The sequence below is a fragment of the Marinomonas sp. genome, from assembly GCF_965225885.1.
GTDB lineage: Bacteria > Pseudomonadota > Gammaproteobacteria > Pseudomonadales > Marinomonadaceae > Marinomonas.
On record NZ_OZ245329.1, the window covers coordinates 224,391 to 241,781 of the forward strand.

Sequence of the window (17,391 nt, forward strand, 5' to 3'; positions counted from 1 at the left end):
GAGGTTTCTATCGTTTAAGGAGGTGATCCAGCCCCAGGTTCCCCTAGGGCTACCTTGTTACGACTTCACCCCAGTCATTGACCACTCCGTGGTAACCGCCATCCCCGAAGGGTTAAGCTAGCTACTTCTGGAGCAATCAACTCCCATGGTGTGACGGGCGGTGTGTACAAGGCCCGGGAACGTATTCACCGTGGCATTCTGATCCACGATTACTAGCGATTCCGACTTCATGGAGTCGAGTTGCAGACTCCAATCCGGACTACGACGTACTTTCTGGGATTCGCTCACTATCGCTAGCTCGCAGCCCTCTGTATACGCCATTGTAGCACGTGTGTAGCCCTACTCGTAAGGGCCATGATGACTTGACGTCGTCCCCACCTTCCTCCGGTTTGTCACCGGCAGTCTCCTTAAAGTTCCCACCCGAAGTGCTGGCAAATAAGGATAAGGGTTGCGCTCGTTACGGGACTTAACCCAACATTTCACAACACGAGCTGACGACAGCCATGCAGCACCTGTCTCAGAGTTCCCGAAGGCACTAAGCTATCTCTAGCGAATTCTCTGGATGTCAAGAGTAGGTAAGGTTCTTCGCGTTGCGTCGAATTAAACCACATGCTCCACCGCTTGTGCGGGCCCCCGTCAATTCATTTGAGTTTTAACCTTGCGGCCGTACTCCCCAGGCGGTCTACTTATTGCGTTAGCTGCGCCACTAAGTCATTACAACCCAACGGCTAGTAGACATCGTTTACGGCGTGGACTACCAGGGTATCTAATCCTGTTTGCTCCCCACGCTTTCGCACCTCAGTGTCAGTATTAGTCCAGGGTGTCGCCTTCGCCACTGATGTTCCTTCCTATATCTACGCATTTCACCGCTACACAGGAAATTCCACACCCCTCTACCATACTCTAGCCTGCCAGTATCGGGTGCCATTCCAAGGTTGAGCCCTGGGATTTCACATCCGACTTAACAAACCACCTACGCGCGCTTTACGCCCAGTAATTCCGATTAACGCTTGCACCCTCTGTATTACCGCGGCTGCTGGCACAGAGTTAGCCGGTGCTTCTTCTGGGGCTAACGTCAAAATAACTAGGTATTAACTAGTTACCCTTCCTCACCCCTGAAAGTGCTTTACAACCCTAAGGCCTTCTTCACACACGCGGCATGGCTGGATCAGGCTTGCGCCCATTGTCCAATATTCCCCACTGCTGCCTCCCGTAGGAGTCTGGGCCGTGTCTCAGTCCCAGTGTGACTGGCCATCCTCTCAGACCAGTTAAAGATCGTCGCCTTGGTAGGCCTTTACCCTACCAACTAGCTAATCTTACGCAGGCTCATCTAATAGCGGAAGGCTCCGAAGAGTCCCCTCCTTTCCCCCTTAGGGCGTATGCGGTATTAGCATGCGTTTCCACATGTTGTCCCCCTCTACTAGGCAGATTCCTACGCGTTACTCACCCGTCCGCCGCTCGTCAGCAGGAGCAAGCTCCCCTGTTACCGCTCGACTTGCATGTGTTAAGCCTGCCGCCAGCGTTCAATCTGAGCCATGATCAAACTCTTCAGTTTAATTTTTAAACTCATACTTAAAAGTAAAAGTTTGCCTGCTCAAAATCTATTACACTAACAATAACTTAATCATTTCATCACCCCGAAAGATAACAAAACAACATAAAGCGAATTGACGTGTTAGACGTTTCGCAAGACTTCAATTTTTTTGATCATCTCGAACCAGTCAAAAACTAATCCGGACAATCTTCTGAAGCCTCCAGCGAGCGCCCACACAAATTATCTGATTATCTATTTTAAAGAGCGTGCTAACTTGAATGACTAACCAAACTTTAATTTAGTTAGTTGAACTTGGTCTTCGTTGCTCTGAAGCCTTGTCCGTGTCAGCGAGGGCGTATATTAAGGATCTACAGATTTTGTGCAACCCTTTTCGACATTTTCTTTCAATTTATTTTAAATAAAAGCGCATTCGTTCATAAAATCGTCAAAAATCGCTCTTTTTGGTTATAAAGCAACCAAACCAAGATAATTTAAACATCATGAATCTATTAATTCAGGCATAACCACAGGAACTGAGCGCACTACCTTCATCTCTTGAGAATCAATTGCAACCTGATAGGCAATTACCTCAACCCCTTTCCCGACCACTTCAACAAAAGCCTGCGCATACTTTTTATCGATGTGAGCAGCAGGCGTAACAGAACTTATTCCTGTATGGCTCACACAGAAGAACATTACTGCTCGATGACCCTCTTCGACCATCTTCGCCAGTTCATATAAGTGTTTGCGACCACGATCCGTCACCGCATCAGGAAAGTACCCCAATCCATCCTCTTCTAATAAGGTAACGTTTTTGACTTCCACATAGCACTTTCGACCATCGCCACTAGTGAGCAGCCAATCAATACGACTTTTTTCGCCATACTTCACTTCGGCTTTTTGCTCGGCATAACCAGTAAGCTCTTTTACCACACCATTCGCAATCGCCTCGCCAACCAACTTGTTTGGATAGCCTGTATTGATACAGGCTAAATGCAGCCCATCAACCTCCACCAGCTCCCATGTATAAGCCAGCTTACGCTTTGGGTTATCGCTTTTAGACAGCCACACGCGAGCATCATCTTGTTTGCAGCGCTTCATTGATCCCGTATTCGGGCAATGCGCCACCACCACATCACCATTCGGCAACTCGATATCCGATAAAAAACGCTTATAACGCTTAAGCAATTTCCCCTCTATTAAAGGCGTTGGAAACTTCACAGCAATACTCCAGAACTTTTTTCAAGATTCGACACAAACAAAAACGGCCCTCTTTACTATAAAGAGAGCCGTCTCATTAGACCATTAACACAGGAGGATTATTCCCACTCAATAGTTTCAACCCTGTAAATCATTGATATTGCTATGCCTTTTTTAGACTTTCTAACAACTTTCAAACATTGCGGTTTGAAAACACGCAAAACTGAGTGTTGTGTGACTATTGAAAAGCAATAGAAACGTTGAAAAACTGTTAGAGACTTTCTAACCACTTTTCAACGCTATTACAAACACACTTACAGTTCTAATTGTTTAAGTGCTTTGCCTCTAATGTCACCTTTTGTAAGGTTGTATTGAAGAATAAGTTTCTACACTTCAGCAACAGCATTCTTCTTATGCTCTTTAAGTGCTTGTTTCTTTTCAGCCGCGAGTTCTTTTTCTTGTGCTTCTATTTCTTCTAATGAACGTGCCATTTCTTTCTCCTTTTGTTTAACAAAGTTTACCTTCAACAACATTACCTAAGATGTATTTTTCTAACTTCTTTTAACAACACGTAATTTAAAATAAACTTCCTCAAACCCCCCAATGTATGAAGAAAAAAACCTCTCAAAAACATTCTGAACCCCACTTCTTGAATTTACTATTCTATCAATAAACTTCCCCACCTTTCTCATACGATTTGATGTGGTGGGGTTTCCATTTCGCATGCCCTGATAGAGACAATAGTGGAGCCTAATTTCTTCTACTATTAATTCCCCTTCAAACCCATAAATATGCCTCGCATCACTACCCCAATGGATAAAAGAATGTTTCACTAACGCTCTTTTATGAGTTGGATCTGCCCAAACGGTTGGAAAACAAGATGCGTGTGGACACCGAACTTCTATAACCGCATTATGTTTACAAATCCTACAAAGTTCTTCAACGGTTTCAATAAAGTCAGGAACATGTTCAAGAACGTGATTGGCTTGTACATATTCAACACTATCATTCTCAAATGGATATGGAAATAATGACAAATCATGAACAATGTCAACATTAGGATGTTGAACTATATCTATGCCCAAAAGCCCTTCTGTCTTGTGCTCACCACAACCCAAGTCGATTTTCATTTATATACCCTTTCATTTGGTTAAAAATTTTATATTATATTACAACAATAAAGACAATAACAAAACCTCATAGGGAAGCATATAGCAACACATTGTAAACACGCATCACTATACCTTCATCTCATTCTGTCAAACTTACTTTCAAACTGTATAGAAGTGTACATTTTTGAACTGTTTTCGTATGGCAAGTGGTAACAGAACGTTAGTTATATAACGTTTACATTGATGGCTGTGGTTTAGTTGGCTGTATAGATTGCTGTCTATCTACAAAGTCATCTCTTTGCTTATTAAAGTCAGTACTCTTCAGTGTGTTTAACTTATCTGCTTTTTGCTGTGGAGTGTTTTTGCTTTGTGGTATTGGCAAAGGAGTAACAGAAGGAAACGGCTTTGCTTTCTTTGCTTGAGACTGTAACTAATTTTGTGTAACTACCTATCACAACATATTCTATAGAGAATTAAGGATAGGTAGATGCAAATGAACCAAAAAGAACTGGAAGCCTTCGCAAAAGAAGCCGCCAAAGGCATTAAAACGCCTGAGGATCTTAACGAATTTAGCCAAATGCTGAAGAAGATTACCGTTGAGGCGGCCTTGAATGCAGAGATGGATGAGCATCTGGGTTACGAGAGACATCAAAAATCCTCGTCAACCAACAGTCGTAATGGTAAGAACAGTAAGCGTATTAAGACGGAAGATGGTGAGTTTGAACTGGATACGCCTCGTGACCGCGAAGGTTCTTTTGAACCAAAGCTGGTCAAAAAGCACCAATCCCGCTTTACTTCCATGGACGATAAAATCCTATGGCTCTACGCGCAAGGTATGAGCACCCGAGACATCGTCAATGCCTTCGATGAATGGTACGGTGCTGAGATATCTCCGACACTGGTATCACGTGTTACCAACGCGGTGATCGAGCAAGTAACTGAATGGCAAGCACGCCCCTTGGATGCCATCTATCCCATTGTGTATCTTGATTGTATTGTGTTGAAAATCCGCCAAGATAAGCGTGTTATCAATAAATCGATTTTCTTGGCACTCGGTATCAACACCGACGGTCATAAAGAACTCATGGGCATGTGGATTGCTGAGAACGAAGGGGCTAAGTTCTGGCTAAACGTCCTCACTGAGCTTCAGCAGCGTGGTGTAGAAGATATTCTCATCGCTTGTGTTGATGGTCTAAAAGGCTTCCCAGAAGCCATCAATGCCGTTTTCCCACAAACCAGCATTCAACTGTGTATCGTGCATATGGTACGCAACTCATTGAAGTATGTATCATGGAAAGACTACAAAGCGGTGACGGCGGACTTAAAGCAAGTTTACCGCTCTGCAACGGAAGAAGAAGCCTTGTTGGAGTTAGATCGTTTCGCAGGCGTCTGGGACGATCAATACCCGCAAATCACCAAATCGTGGCGCAATCACTGGCATAATCTTAATACACTGTTTAGTTACCCTGACGATATCCGCAAAGCGATCTACACAACGAACGCTATTGAATCACTGAACAGTGTCATCCGTAGAGCCATTAAAAAACGTAAAGTCTTCCCAAGCGACGATTCTGCGAGGAAAATGGTTTATCTTGCCATTAGAGAGGCCAGTAAAAAATGGACAATGCCCATTCAAAACTGGCGCCAAGCGATGAGTCGATTTATTATTGAGTTCGAGGAGCGACTCGAAAAGCACCTTAACTAAATGGTAGTTACACAGAATCTGTTACAGGGTCCTTTGCTTTGCTAAGTGGCTTAGTCTTACCTTTGTCATTTGTATTTAAACTCTTCTTTGTGCGAGTAGTTATTCTATCAGATAAGTCTTTAACGGCGGTTGATAGTGTTGTTAAATCTTCTAACGTACTTTCTAATGGAGCATCAAAACTTTGTTGCTTTACTAAGTCTATCAACTTCCTCATTTCATCTTTGTAATTCATCTTCATCCTTTAATTAGGGGTGGTGTAAAATCACCAACCAACTTCTGTAAGTACTCCACTATAAAAATCCATACAGTACTTTTTTTGAGTACAAATACCCTTTTCAGTGTACTGTTCTTTCTATTCTTTCTATTCTTTCTATTCTTTCTGTTCTTTCTGTTCTTTCGTTCATTTGTTTCATCCACTTTGATGTGCTGTTGTCGCATATCATTAAGTCAAGTTTAGTAGAGTAAGTTGTAAACACACTTGCTAACTCAATCATCTTTGTAGTCTTCTTTTGCTGAAGTAGTTTGCTGTAGTGTTTAAGTTTACTACTACATATTGCCAAAGCATCAGTAGAAGGTTGCTTATTGTTATGTTTGAGATAACGCACATAGCCTTCACTTCTATTCAACCAATCTATGTAAAACTCTCTCTTCGTATCAACAACTCCAATATTTGATAGAGTGTTGTAAATTTCATTTAGTGCTGTTTGATTGTTCATTATTGCTCCGTTTTTTTCTAACTCTGATAAATAACTGTGCGTTAGAAAGTACGCACAAAGTATTTAGCAAAGATACCAATGAGAAACATAAGTTTGACACAGCAATACAAGCAAGCCGTTACAGATTGGAATGCGAAACAGCAATTCACTCTATTTGGCACTTGTCAGTTTATGTTCAAAAGTAATCGAACAATTGAAGATAGAAAAAAAGCGGTTAAGCGATTTTGGAATGCTGTAGACAGAACAATCTATACAGCAAAGGAAATAGCAACAGAAGGCAAACGAGTAGAACGTATTGTATATTTAGAACAAGGCAGAAGTAGAGACTATGTACATTTTCATTTTTTTTGTAAGGCAAATAATCCAACTCAACTCAAAACACTTATCAATACAACACAGCATTTTTGGAACAACAAAGTAGAAGATACTCAACCATTAGATATCAAACTCAATCAAAATAGTGACTACAGAGATGGATATGGAATTAAAGAGTATGAAGCAATTTGCTTTGACGATAACCGTAATTTCAAAACAGAAATATCAAACGAACAGATATTTGTAGAGTGCTGTCATCTTACATAAGGCAACGTTGACACAACAATAATACGCGATGCTGAACTTTTGTTGTGATGCTTTAAACATAACTATGTGTGTTTCATACGTAGTTTCTTCGTATGTTTAAAATGTAAGAAAGTAATGAATAGTTTACATTATGATGTAACCAATTGAAAAACATATTGATTTATTTGTAAGTCATATTGGTAGGAAAAAGAAACATAAGAAATTACTTTAGTTGTAGTGAAATTATTACATTTAAGGTGATTGAAATGAAACAAGCAAAAGTACTAACAGAAAAAGAACTAAAGAAAGTTATCGACTACATTGATGCTTTTGACAAACACGCACACAGAAACAAAGTGATTGTGCTTCTTACACATTATTGTGGAATGCGTGTAAGTGAAGTGGCAAGTCTACTTGTGTCAGATGTTGTAAATGATGAAGGTGAAGTAAACGATGTTATTCATCTAACAGCAAATCAAACAAAAGGAAGTGACAGTAGACGTGTATTTGTAAGTAAGAAGGCAAAAACAGCACTCAAACAGTATCTACAAAGCGATTTAAGCGTCATACAGCGTGTTTACTTGTTCAATACGCAAAACAGTAAGCGATTTAACACAAACGCACTTACGCAACTTGTTAAGCGTTTATATGAGCGTGTTGGTATTGTTGGAGCAAGTTCACACAGCGGCAGAAGAACATTCATTACTAAACTTGCTACAAGTGGAGTGAGTGTACGTGTGATAGCAGAGGCTGTTGGACATTCATCTATTGCTACTACACAGCGTTACATTGATGTGAATGATGAGTTGATTGGTAATGCTGTGGAACTTGTGTGATGGAGAAGTCTAAGCACAAGTTGAAGAAAGAGTTGAAAAGAGCAGAACGACATAAAGAGTGGTTAAAGAAGAACTTACCAAACACTGATATTGAAAAGAAAAATCAAAAGCAGATATGACCCTGTAACAGATTCTGTGTAACTACCATTTAGTTAAGGTGCTTTTCGAGTCGCTCCTCGAACTCAATAATAAATCGACTCATCGCTTGGCGCCAGTTTTGAATGGGCATTGTCCATTTTTTACTGGCCTCTCTAATGGCAAGATAAACCATTTTCCTCGCAGAATCGTCGCTTGGGAAGACTTTACGTTTTTTAATGGCTCTACGGATGACACTGTTCAGTGATTCAATAGCGTTCGTTGTGTAGATCGCTTTGCGGATATCGTCAGGGTAACTAAACAGTGTATTAAGATTATGCCAGTGATTGCGCCACGATTTGGTGATTTGCGGGTATTGATCGTCCCAGACGCCTGCGAAACGATCTAACTCCAACAAGGCTTCTTCTTCCGTTGCAGAGCGGTAAACTTGCTTTAAGTCCGCCGTCACCGCTTTGTAGTCTTTCCATGATACATACTTCAATGAGTTGCGTACCATATGCACGATACACAGTTGAATGCTGGTTTGTGGGAAAACGGCATTGATGGCTTCTGGGAAGCCTTTTAGACCATCAACACAAGCGATGAGAATATCTTCTACACCACGCTGCTGAAGCTCAGTGAGGACGTTTAGCCAGAACTTAGCCCCTTCGTTCTCAGCAATCCACATGCCCATGAGTTCTTTATGACCGTCGGTGTTGATACCGAGTGCCAAGAAAATCGATTTATTGATAACACGCTTATCTTGGCGGATTTTCAACACAATACAATCAAGATACACAATGGGATAGATGGCATCCAAGGGGCGTGCTTGCCATTCAGTTACTTGCTCGATCACCGCGTTGGTAACACGTGATACCAGTGTCGGAGATATCTCAGCACCGTACCATTCATCGAAGGCATTGACGATGTCTCGGGTGCTCATACCTTGCGCGTAGAGCCATAGGATTTTATCGTCCATGGAAGTAAAGCGGGATTGGTGCTTTTTGACCAGCTTTGGTTCAAAAGAACCTTCGCGGTCACGAGGCGTATCCAGTTCAAACTCACCATCTTCCGTCTTAATACGCTTACTGTTCTTACCATTACGACTGTTGGTTGACGAGGATTTTTGATGTCTCTCGTAACCCAGATGCTCATCCATCTCTGCATTCAAGGCCGCCTCAACGGTAATCTTCTTCAGCATTTGGCTAAATTCGTTAAGATCCTCAGGCGTTTTAATGCCTTTGGCGGCTTCTTTTGCGAAGGCTTCCAGTTCTTTTTGGTTCATTTGCATCTACCTATCCTTAATTCTCTATAGAATATGTTGTGATAGGTAGTTACACAAAATTAGTTACAGTCTCGCAGATATTTAAGTTATATACTGCTATTAAATTTGACTACCAATTGGAATGACTTTGCCATCTCTTTTAACGTAAGTAGCCATTGCTGTAGTTTTCATCATTGCTTCATTCAAATGATAGTAAGTCTTTTCAATCTGATTGACACTTGTTCCACACATATAAGCAATGTCACTAAACTTACATCCACTCATTACACGTTGCGTAATCATATAGTGACGAAGTGAGTAAGGAACTAATTCCTTCTGTCTGTCTTTTGGTATGTCAGTCATCAGCATTATACGCTTCCAATGTCTGTGGAAGTTCGTACGTGGAAATATTTTATCTCCTTCTACACTAAACACATAACCATCAGCACTTTTTCCATATTGACGAAGAAGTTTACTCCAACGTTCAATATAGTCTCCACCTCTACAGTACAAAGTACGTGGCATTCTTACTTTACTTGTTTCTTTTCTAACAAGTATCTTAGCAAGTTTAATCTCTTGTACGTTGCCACCACCCTCTACTTCTATGCTTACATCTAACCACTTCAGTTGTCTTTGTTCACCACTTCTAAGTCCACTATTCGCCGCAAATAGTATCCAATGTCTTACAAGTTCTCTTTCTAAATACTCATCATCTGTTAAATGATTTTTCTTCTTTGCTACGTAACTACGCATTGCTTTATAGAAACTTTCATACTCATCTCTTTCGAAAGTTTGTCTACGTACTAACTCTTCATTTACATCAAATCGACGCTTTGGCATTTTTGGAATTGCGAAACGTGGAACAGAAGCAACCTTTTTGAAGTCGTACAAGTAACGCTGACAAGCATTGATAGTTGCCATCTCATTTCTAATTGTACTGACACTTGCTTTTTGTTTACTTCTAAACAAAACGTAAGATGTTTCTTCATTCTCTCTTACGTAGTTTGATAGTGTGTTTATTCCTAAGTCACTAACTTTAGTATCTTTGTTTACATAGTCTAAGTAATGATTGAGATGTGTAACTATAGTTCTATATCTACCTTCAACAATACCAACATCAGCAATACCTACGTCTTGTTTTCTATAGTCTAAGTATAAAGAAACACCTTCTTTAATGCTGATAGCAAAGAAACTCTTACCAAGTTTCATATCGTTTCTTATTTCAATATATAAGTCTTCAGCAAGTTCTTCAGCACGTGCTTGTTCCTTTACACGCAGAGATTTCTCCACATATCTACGTGCGTTTTTAACATACATACGGAACTGCCAAACATCATATTTGTTTCTAAATATGATTGCTTTGCTTCCAAGTATTGGTATTTGTTTTGTCTTTGCCATTGTTATGAAGTGTAATAGTTGCCTTAGTTTCTAACCTTGTTTCTAACAACTAACACATTTTTCAATTAAATCAAATAGCGTTAAAATACTTTCTAACTACTTTCTAACAACTATATCTATATAAAACAATGACTTATGGTATGAAATCTATTCCCACTCAGTAGTAACGTAGATTTTATTCCGTTCATTATCAATGACTTAAATAAACTTAATAATGCGTGTGTAACAAGTGTGTAACTCACCAAACACCCTGCACGTTTTTTCTACGCTTGTGCAACTATTGCAATTCAATAGTTTACGCTATCAGCACTTGCACACTGTAAGACGAAGAACATGCTGAAACCAACACGTTCTTTTGCTCACGTGTTCACTTGTTCTTTTGTGTCACTCGTCTACCAAACTGGGCTTGCTTTTCTATCACTGCATCTAACTCACCAAGTTCTGCAGCTTCACGCACCTTAGCTAATACATCAGCTACTTCTGTTTCGCTAGATAGTTCAATCGCATTCTTACCTTTAGCAAACTCCAACGGCTTGCTGCCATAGCGCACTACAAGATTTATCTTCCCATCAACACTAGCAGTCCACCAACGTTTAACACGCTTAGCAACTTCTACTTTGCGCTGGTTACCATCTGCATCAGTCACCCACTTGTGTTGCGTCGGTGTGTAGTCTTGGTTTGTTGCAAGTTGAATTTGTTCATCTATCTTTGCCATCAACTTGCGACGACGAACGGCAATAGGGTTGTTGTTTTGAAGTGGATTAAAAGCAACGAAATTCAATGTATCAAGTACAGTCATAACAGCCTCCTAGTTAGCTAAAAGCATTGTGCTTTCAGAGTCTGGTGGCTGTCATCCGAAGATTAGTCTCCTGTATTCAGAAACTTATCTAGATTGGATACCTCGTCTTTAGATGCTGGCGCTGCGTCTCTTCCAATGATGTGCATTGCACGTTCAACAACAGCTAACTTTACACTCTGCTTACTTGTAAGTCTGCTGTCATCACTCAGCTTTTCGTGACTACGTGACGTAACCAAGCGTGGAAGCGAAGCTATGTCTGCGCTTAAGTTACCACCTATTTCAAAGCTGATGTCTCTATCAAACCAAACGCGAAGACTGCTGTCAGAGTGCAGAATTTCTTGCAGTATCTCTAGCGCATCTTCGCAAAGGCTTTCACTCTTGTTGTAGAACTTCTTAGCAGTCGAGTGATTGCCTTTGCTGCTGTAGCCTTCTGCACGATTATAGTTAAAGGTAGCTTGCTTCAGTTTTTCTTCGTATCTCTTTAAGTCGCTTGGTTTATCTTTAAGCTCACTACGTAGCTCAAGTTGTTCTTTCCACTCATACTCAAGCTGTGCGTACTCGTCTTCGCTTAACCACGTTTGCAGCTGACGGTTTTGCACGTTTTCTCCACGCTTAAGTGTGCCAGCTATTGTTTCTAACTTGTTAAGACGCTTGGATTCTTCGGCAGTCATTTCGCGACGTGGATTAGTTTGGATAAATCGCTCTTTTGGCATATCAGAGAAAACCCTACTGCTCCAACTTTCACCATTACACGTTTTATTAATTAAAGCGCTTGCATTTAATTAAATATTTAAAGGCTATATTTAATTTGAATGTGATATTTAAAACAAAATCAATGGTAGTGACTTCTATTTTTAACCCAGAGAACCGACTGGAGAAGACCTTTATTGTTACCTGCTAGGCGATGGCATGCGGCTATGTTGAAAGTATCAATCCCAAATGGAAATTTAACCATAAAGACAAATTGATCTGATACGGTATATAAATCAATCTCATCCATACTATGTGTCGGCAATTTTTCGATTTTGTTAGAGATCACATTCCACTTTATTAGAACATCGATATCCTCTAGATAAATTTTCGTGGAAAATTTTGGAAACAGAAATCTTTTTAAAAGATTTTTTAACGAATATTTGGAAAAAACAAATAGTCGTTGCAACATAGGAACTTCGCTGATGCTGTCAGAAAATTCTTTGATAACTTCCTTATCAGATTTACTGTTGTTCTCATTTATTAAAAAATTTTTCTTATCAAAAAGATTATCTAATTTTGGCAATGACGTTTGGTTTTTCTCCTCACGCAGTCTATCATCAATATAGATTTCATCATCAAACCACGGTAACTGGAAAGCCTGACCGCGCTTTAAAAGAGCTTCTGATACATCTTTGGGCGTAACTATATAGTTATTAAGATATCTATTAAATGGATGGCAAAAATAGACATAACTAGCAAAAGGAATCACTACCTTTGGCTGAAAGTCATCTGTATACTGCAGCAACCTATCGATATGGAATTTAGTACCATTTTTAGTTATAGCGTCCTCATCATCTGAATTTCCGTAATAGCCAGCAAGGCTGAATTGCGTAAATAATAGATCTATATCAGGATACCTCTGATTAATTTTAGATACTGTTTCTCGAGCAGTATAATGATCGTTTTGGTTTAGGATCGTGATTTCATCAGTTGAAAGCACGATTGAGTTATCATGATCTTCTTGCTCACCAAAATAAGCAACAGATACATGATCATTTAGCTTTAATTCGGATCCATCCCTAGGTGCAAAAACAACATTAAATCCAGTTTTTTCTAGCGCAGTTCGAACAAATTCATTAGTCCTCAGAGGAAAGATTAAAGTAGGTACAGTCTCACATACTTCTAAAATCTTTCTTAACGTTAGGAAATGAAGGTGGTCTGGATGCTCATGAGAAATACAGATATGTGTAACATCTTTAAATTTTGATTTTTTTATCTCTGTTTCTTGCAATAGAGCCCAAGAGTTATTGAACACTTTGCCACTGAACCAAGGGTCAAATAACACTTTAAGATTATTACCTTTATATTGAATACAAGCATGATTTATGAAACTGATATTCGAACTCATGACTTTTTCCTTCCCTCAGCCAATGAGCCTTTCAGCATGCCAGCAGTGAATCCAAACTCTTTGCAAAGTCGCTTTACTTCTTTCAGTGCACTAGCACGTTCGTTTTTCTTAGCTTCAACCATTTGCTGCTGAATTGCTTCCATTTCAGCTTTCAATTCGTCATAAGATTTCATCTCACACCTCCATAGGTTAAGTGTCAATCTTATATTATAGATTTGTTAAGAGGATGAACAGCACGTTTTTTCTACGCTTGCTGTAGAATATTGAATTTAGGGGTAAGTATCTGCACAGCGTCTCACTATGCCAGTCAGTCATTGCGTCAACCGTACATGCAAACAGCTAAAAACCGTGCATTTTTGACGTGTTTTCAGCGCTTATCTCTGTCGTCTTGTTGATTTGGTAACGGTGGTTGTGGACGAATAGGTGTGAAGTCCGTTCGTTCTGTGTCTTTTTGTACTGTCTGCTGCTGTGGTTCTTGTTTGACTATCTCAGTCTTAGGAACAGCGACAGTGCGTGTGACTGTCTTTGTTTCTGGCTTTGCTATCTTCTTTGCGAGTGCTACCACACTACTGCTTGTGCCTAGCATCAACTCAAGTGCTGCCCACTTTGTCTCGTCGTCTACTCGTTCAATCTCACCGCGTATAGCGTTTAATGCTTGCTGTATGTCTTGTAAGGCACTTTTGTTCATACTGTTATTTAGCAACTAGCAGACTGGGGTGATGCGAAATCACCACCTAACTTCTATAAGTACTCCACCACTGAAAACTGCAGCATGAAATTGTCACGCTTAAAACCCAATTTCGGATGACGAGGTTGTTGAAGTGAAGCTACAGTGTTACTTTTCAAACCCTCACCTCGTCTTTCCACCACCCCACAGCATCCGTATTAATCTGCTTGCGACACTGTTCGCTGAGTTCAATAAAACGCTTACCAAGCTGCGTATGCTGTTCTGTCGCCGTCATACAGCGTCCGTAGTGCTGTAGTTTGCTTGCACATATAGCCAACGTACCCACACTGGGTTTAACACGCTTAAAACGCAGCGTACGCATGTAGCATTCGCTTCTACACAGCCAATCCTTGCTGAATTGGCTTTCACTGCCGACAGCGCCAATCTGCACCAATAACTCGAATACCTCGTTTAGTACCGTTTTTTGCATCAATCATTCCTCCGTTGATAAATAACTATATGCACAGCTAGTTACTGTGTATTTACCAACAGAACATTAAGTGTAGGAAAAACGTGCAATTTACAGAACGACTTAAATTAGACGGTGCAAAGTGGGTGCGTAGTCAGAACTTTTGGTTATTTGGTACTGCTACGTTCAAAGACGGTAGTCGCATATATGATAGCGATGCTATCTCTGACGCTAAGCACTTCTTCAACATACTTGATAGGCAGATACTGGAACGCAAAGACACATCACAAGGCAAACGACTTGATAGGCTAGTTTTCTTAGAACATGGACGCTTAGGCGCAAATACTCACATTCACTTTTTCATCAAAGGGACACATCTAAGTCAGTACAAGGCAATTACGAAATTTGCACCAATGATTTGGCAAGAACGGATAGCAAAGGCGCACAATCTAATACTCAAAGACAATATAGGACTTGATGACACTCGTAGCGAATACTGTTGGAAGGAGATTAAATCTTATCAACGTGACGTTCTGCTTACTGAGTGCTGCCACTTGTCAAATTCTTAGCAACACACAAACCTAACAAAGGCGATGCTTATACTTGGTTTGTCTGCTTGGATGTAACTGCTGCACGTTTAGACGAGGTGGCTTGTTATCGTTATGACTAAACAATCAACTCAAACTAGTCACAATTGAAACTATACAAAGAAACATAAGAAAACAAACATTATCTTACATTTCCGCATAAGCCTTTGATGTATGGAAGGAATTAACTTAGCACTTATTGGTTGCTCAAATAGAACCTCAGAAAATACGCTGTATGTACGAAAACATTACATTTAGGTGGTGACATATGGCACAAGCAAAGACACTTAATAAAGCAGAACTGAAGCAGCTGCTAGACGTAACAAATTCGTGCAGTCGTTATCTACTGCGTGACAGCACGATGCTGCTGTTTACGCACCTGTGTGGTTTACGTGTTGGAGAAGTAGCTGCACTACGCTTTGATGACGTGTTAGATGCAAACGACACAGTACGAGACGAAATGACACTAGATGCAGCACGTACCAAGTCAAAACGAGCACGTAAGATATTTCTACCAAAGCAGATGCAGCGTCAGCTACAAGCATACGTTAGAAGCGTTGCTAAGCGTCCACAGCACGGTTATTTGTTCTCTACACAAAAGAGTGCGCGATTTAGTGCAAACACTGCTACACAGCATCTACAACGCTTGTATGCACGTGCTGGAATTGCTGGCGCTACGTCACACAGTGGTAGACGTACTTGGTTAACAACACTTAGTCAGAAAGGCGTTAGTGTATTTGTGTTAGCTGACATGGCTGGACATCGAAGCATTCAGACAACACAGCGTTACGTAACAGTTAACGATGAGATGAAACGCAACGCTGCTGAGTTGATTTAGAGAACTTCAATAGTGCCATCTTCTCTACGTCTGTAGTCAGCCACAGCGTTGGTTAAACGTATCTCGTCATTCAAGTGGTAATACGTCTTTTCAATCTGTGCCACGCTAGTGCCACACATATCTGCTATCTGCCTAAACGTTAAGCCACTCATAATGCGCTGCGTAATCATAAAGTGACGTAAGCTGTAGGGAACCAAGTCACGCACTTCCCTATCTGCAATAGCTGCTAACTCAATCATCTTATGGAAGTGATATAGCAGCGTACGCTTGCTTAGTTCGTTTTCGTTATCCACTGTAAAGATTAACTCGTCAGCACTTTTAGGCTTTGATATTTCGCGTAAACGTTCAAAGTACTGTCCATTACGACACAAGAAGGTGCGACTTGTACGCACTTTACTTGTCTCTGCACGAACATGGATACGTGCTAGTTTCTGTTCTTCGCCATTCACTTTGTGGCGCTCAATCTGCACATCACTCCAACATAACTGTCGCTGTTCACCAACACGCAAACCACTGTTAGCTGCGATTAGAACGTAGTGCTGCACGATTTTTCGCACTCTTAGTTCTGCATCATCCAACTTGTTATGCTTGGCAGTATAAGTACGCATAGCACGATACAGTGCTTCGTATTCATCGTTAGTCAGTGTTGCACGACGAATAGCTTCATTGCCTTTGTCTAAGCGTGGCAGCTTCTTAAAGTCAAAGCTATCTATGTGTGTTTCGCCATTCTTGTGTAGCCACTTCATTAGCGCATTAATTGTGCTTTGTTCGTTTTGAACTGTGACTTGTTTGACGTTGCCGTTGGTAGCTTTGTGACGATGGTAGAAGTAGTTTTCGCAGTCAGTGCGTTCTAGTTCTTTCAGCTTAGTGTCTTTGCCAATGAAGCTAAGAAAGTGCTGTAGATGTGTTGCGATGGTTGTGTGTCGTCCTTTGACTATGTGTCCAAGTTCAACGTCTCGCATACGAACGAAAGCTAAGATACTTCTCTACACCTTCTTTTGTGGTTATGGAGAAGTATGATTTGCCTTGCTGTAGATTAGCGTAAATCTCTAAGTACGCAGCTTTACCCTTTTCGATTGCAGTAGCTTCACTGCGTGTACGTAGGCTTTTACGTGCGTACTTGTTTTCTTTTGGCAACCACATACGAAACTGCCAATACTCACCTCGCTTGTAGATACAAGCCTCGTCAAATATTGGTATTTCGCCTTCAGCAAAGTGCTGTTTCTTTAGTGTCAAATCTTAGTCTCTGAGTTACTACGAGTTTCAGTAGTCACACGTTTGTGCAACATTTTGTGTAACTGTATGAAAAAAGACTAAGGAAATCAACGATTGATTTCTGAGCGTGAAAGTAATGTGTAAGTAATGAATACAATGAAATCAATTACTTACACTAAAATAACTACTCCCACTCAGTAGCAACGTTGAATATTTCTTGTTTATAATCAATAACTTATAGCCGCACAATAGCACGTGTGTAACAAGTGTGTAAGTCATTAATCACTCTGCACGCTTTTTCTACGCTTGCGTAC

General features: G+C 40.6%; 19 protein-coding genes and 1 rRNA gene. 5 read left to right on the forward strand and 15 right to left on the reverse strand.

What is annotated here, in order from left to right:
- Positions 1-15 precede the first annotated feature (15 nt).
- The 3 genes from ACO05V_RS01025 to ACO05V_RS01035 all read right to left on the reverse strand — a co-directional run bounded on the left by ACO05V_RS01025 (position 16) and on the right by ACO05V_RS01035 (position 3,864).
- Positions 16-1,555 (reverse strand): 16S ribosomal RNA (locus ACO05V_RS01025).
- A gap of 477 nt (positions 1,556-2,032) precedes the next feature.
- Positions 2,033-2,755, reverse strand: coding sequence for a DNA/RNA nuclease SfsA (gene sfsA / locus ACO05V_RS01030; RefSeq protein ID WP_421846677.1), 723 nt, complete (start codon positions 2,753-2,755; stop codon positions 2,033-2,035).
- A gap of 530 nt (positions 2,756-3,285) precedes the next feature.
- On the reverse strand, positions 3,286-3,864 hold the full coding sequence (locus ACO05V_RS01035) for a class I SAM-dependent methyltransferase (RefSeq protein WP_421846679.1): 579 nt from the start codon (positions 3,862-3,864) through the stop codon (positions 3,286-3,288).
- Positions 3,865-4,339: 475 nt separating this feature from the next.
- Between ACO05V_RS01035 and ACO05V_RS01040 the strand changes: the two genes are divergently transcribed.
- Complete coding sequence (locus ACO05V_RS01040) at positions 4,340-5,551, forward strand: IS256 family transposase (protein WP_338269659.1); 1,212 nt, start codon at positions 4,340-4,342, stop codon at positions 5,549-5,551.
- A gap of 7 nt (positions 5,552-5,558) precedes the next feature.
- Here ACO05V_RS01040 and ACO05V_RS01045 read toward each other — a convergent pair whose 3' ends face one another.
- Both ACO05V_RS01045 and ACO05V_RS01050 read right to left on the reverse strand, forming a co-directional pair.
- Positions 5,559-5,783: a hypothetical protein gene (locus ACO05V_RS01045; protein WP_421846681.1), complete on the reverse strand. Its 225-nt coding sequence runs from the start codon at positions 5,781-5,783 to the stop codon at positions 5,559-5,561.
- A gap of 103 nt (positions 5,784-5,886) precedes the next feature.
- Positions 5,887-6,267: a DUF6626 family protein gene (locus ACO05V_RS01050; protein WP_421846683.1), complete on the reverse strand. Its 381-nt coding sequence runs from the start codon at positions 6,265-6,267 to the stop codon at positions 5,887-5,889.
- A 93-nt stretch (positions 6,268-6,360) separates the two neighbouring features.
- Between ACO05V_RS01050 and ACO05V_RS01055 the strand changes: the two genes are divergently transcribed.
- The gene (locus ACO05V_RS01055; RefSeq protein WP_421846685.1) at positions 6,361-6,849 is read left to right on the forward strand and encodes a hypothetical protein; all 489 of its coding nucleotides are present in this window, start codon (positions 6,361-6,363) and stop codon (positions 6,847-6,849) included.
- A gap of 245 nt (positions 6,850-7,094) precedes the next feature.
- Positions 7,095-7,664 carry a tyrosine-type recombinase/integrase gene (locus tag ACO05V_RS01060; RefSeq protein WP_421846687.1) on the forward strand — a complete coding sequence of 190 codons (570 nt, stop codon included), beginning with the start codon at positions 7,095-7,097 and terminating at the stop codon, positions 7,662-7,664.
- 148 nt (positions 7,665-7,812) lie between these two features.
- Here ACO05V_RS01060 and ACO05V_RS01065 read toward each other — a convergent pair whose 3' ends face one another.
- The 8 genes from ACO05V_RS01065 to ACO05V_RS01100 form a co-directional block, all read right to left on the reverse strand.
- Positions 7,813-9,024, reverse strand: coding sequence for an IS256 family transposase (locus ACO05V_RS01065; RefSeq protein ID WP_338269659.1), 1,212 nt, complete (start codon positions 9,022-9,024; stop codon positions 7,813-7,815).
- Between the two features lie 99 nt (positions 9,025-9,123).
- On the reverse strand, positions 9,124-10,401 hold the full coding sequence (locus ACO05V_RS01070) for a tyrosine-type recombinase/integrase (protein ID WP_421846689.1): 1,278 nt from the start codon (positions 10,399-10,401) through the stop codon (positions 9,124-9,126).
- Between the two features lie 367 nt (positions 10,402-10,768).
- Positions 10,769-11,200 (reverse strand): DUF6641 family protein, encoded by a 432-nt coding sequence (locus tag ACO05V_RS01075; RefSeq protein ID WP_421846691.1) that lies wholly within the window; start codon positions 11,198-11,200, stop codon positions 10,769-10,771.
- A 62-nt stretch (positions 11,201-11,262) separates the two neighbouring features.
- Positions 11,263-11,913 (reverse strand): hypothetical protein, encoded by a 651-nt coding sequence (locus tag ACO05V_RS01080; RefSeq protein WP_421846693.1) that lies wholly within the window; start codon positions 11,911-11,913, stop codon positions 11,263-11,265.
- Positions 11,914-12,032: 119 nt separating this feature from the next.
- On the reverse strand, positions 12,033-13,301 hold the full coding sequence (locus ACO05V_RS01085) for an MBL fold metallo-hydrolase (RefSeq protein ID WP_421846695.1): 1,269 nt from the start codon (positions 13,299-13,301) through the stop codon (positions 12,033-12,035).
- Positions 13,298-13,474 carry a hypothetical protein gene (locus ACO05V_RS01090; protein WP_421846697.1) on the reverse strand — a complete coding sequence of 59 codons (177 nt, stop codon included), beginning with the start codon at positions 13,472-13,474 and terminating at the stop codon, positions 13,298-13,300. Before ACO05V_RS01090 ends, ACO05V_RS01085 begins: the two co-directional genes overlap by 4 nt.
- 194 nt (positions 13,475-13,668) lie before the next feature.
- On the reverse strand, positions 13,669-13,989 hold the full coding sequence (locus ACO05V_RS01095; RefSeq protein ID WP_421846699.1) for a hypothetical protein: 321 nt from the start codon (positions 13,987-13,989) through the stop codon (positions 13,669-13,671).
- 154 nt (positions 13,990-14,143) lie between these two features.
- Positions 14,144-14,458 carry a DUF6626 family protein gene (locus ACO05V_RS01100; RefSeq protein ID WP_421846701.1) on the reverse strand — a complete coding sequence of 105 codons (315 nt, stop codon included), beginning with the start codon at positions 14,456-14,458 and terminating at the stop codon, positions 14,144-14,146.
- Positions 14,459-14,541: 83 nt separating this feature from the next.
- Here ACO05V_RS01100 and ACO05V_RS01105 point away from each other — a divergent pair, with 83 nt between their 5' ends.
- Positions 14,542-15,006: a hypothetical protein gene (locus tag ACO05V_RS01105; protein ID WP_421846703.1), complete on the forward strand. Its 465-nt coding sequence runs from the start codon at positions 14,542-14,544 to the stop codon at positions 15,004-15,006.
- 286 nt (positions 15,007-15,292) lie between these two features.
- Positions 15,293-15,862, forward strand: a complete 570-nt coding sequence (locus tag ACO05V_RS01110) for a tyrosine-type recombinase/integrase (protein ID WP_421846705.1) — start codon at positions 15,293-15,295, stop codon at positions 15,860-15,862.
- Here ACO05V_RS01110 and ACO05V_RS01115 read toward each other — a convergent pair.
- The gene (locus tag ACO05V_RS01115; RefSeq protein WP_421846707.1) at positions 15,859-16,824 is read right to left on the reverse strand and encodes a tyrosine-type recombinase/integrase; all 966 of its coding nucleotides are present in this window, start codon (positions 16,822-16,824) and stop codon (positions 15,859-15,861) included. The two genes, ACO05V_RS01110 and ACO05V_RS01115, sit on opposite strands and share 4 nt — an antisense overlap.
- On the reverse strand, positions 16,811-17,098 hold the full coding sequence (locus ACO05V_RS01120; RefSeq protein WP_421846709.1) for a hypothetical protein: 288 nt from the start codon (positions 17,096-17,098) through the stop codon (positions 16,811-16,813). Before ACO05V_RS01120 ends, ACO05V_RS01115 begins: the two co-directional genes overlap by 14 nt.
- Positions 17,099-17,391 lie beyond the last annotated feature (293 nt).